The sequence below is a fragment of the Sphingomonas elodea ATCC 31461 genome (assembly GCF_000226955.1).
GTDB lineage: Bacteria > Pseudomonadota > Alphaproteobacteria > Sphingomonadales > Sphingomonadaceae > Sphingomonas > Sphingomonas elodea.
Map to the genome: position 1 here is coordinate 1 of NZ_AGFU01000116.1, position 1,184 is coordinate 1,184.

The following is a 1,184-nucleotide window of genomic DNA, read 5'->3' on the forward strand; positions in this document are numbered from 1 at the left end:
ACACTGCTCGGAATGACAGTGCCGGTGATCAAGGGCGTCAACGGTGGGCCGCACGGTACCGTCAAGCTAGAAGAGGGGGTAGGTAGCGGCCCAACGGATTTGAATTTAGGGGGGGCGCAATACAACCTCAACGTGCCGGTGCTTCATAATGCCGGAAGTGCAACTGGTGTAGTCGGCCAGTCCGCGGGCGGCCTAACATCCACTTTGAAAAAAGCTGATTTTCCTGACGTTGCCCAAAAGATTAGTCAAAAGCAGCTTCGACATATTGCGGGGAGACCAGAACTCGCTGCACGTGGTGGAGGTGGTTATCTTAATAGTGTTGAGGATGCTCAGGCAGTTCTTGACGCATATCACTCGGGTTCCGCCGTTATAATAGGAAAGTCGGCGCAAGGATTTCCAATTGTTCGCGTAGATGGCATAATCGGAACAAACGTTAACATAGGGGTTGGTATAAATGGTCAGCCGACCAATGTGTTCATCATAAAAGGTACCACGAAGCCTAGCATCGTTCCCACTAACCCAAACTTTAAGTAAAGGATGATGGTTTGGATATCGACAGCAGAAATGCGGCAATCGTAATTATAGGTCAATGTCTTTTGGGAGTTATAAATAGAAATTTTAAGAGAATTTCTGTATATTTGAGTGAAGAAGAATGGAATTTGAAATTTGATTTAGAACGTGATAATATTGGAGATTTAGAAATTATTGAGGATGCGATGGGGGAGTTGGATGGGCTTGCGCTCGATTTAAAATCCCCCCCGTCTAAGATAAAATATTCAATCGATATCACTGGTAGTAATTTATTAAAAAAGCAAAATGATGATTGGATAGTAATTTTCTTAATGAGACAAGATGTATAGGCTGGCCAATGAGATCGCGAAGGGCTGGACGACTATCTCGCGTTCACGCTCGGGGCGGGGCCACATGCCAAGGTCGAGTTCGGGCCCGAGAACGACATTTACAGGGCCGGCATCGAGATGTACGAGCGATGCACCGGTAAGTCCGGGCCGGTGAAGCTTGTCGGCGCGCTCAAGCCGCGCGACTTCGGCTATGCGCTGTGCTGGCACTATACCGCCATCCAGTTCTTCAACGAACGGGATGCCCGCGCGCGGCGCGAGCAGCAGCTCGTCGGACAGCAATTGACCGCGCTGACCGGCGGGACCCGGCTCGCGGGCTATGGCGAC

The 1,184-nt window shown here is 49.9% G+C and carries 2 protein-coding genes; both read left to right on the forward strand.

Features of this window, described 5'->3' with window-relative positions:
* A partial coding sequence (locus tag KK7_RS22235; RefSeq protein ID WP_237709260.1) for a polymorphic toxin type 50 domain-containing protein occupies positions 1 to 534 on the forward strand: 534 nt, incomplete at its 5' end.
* A gap of 11 nt (positions 535 to 545) precedes the next feature.
* Positions 546 to 860: a hypothetical protein gene (locus KK7_RS22740; RefSeq protein WP_138984007.1), complete on the forward strand. Its 315-nt coding sequence runs from the start codon at positions 546 to 548 to the stop codon at positions 858 to 860.
* Positions 861 to 1,184: the final 324 nt, after the last annotated feature.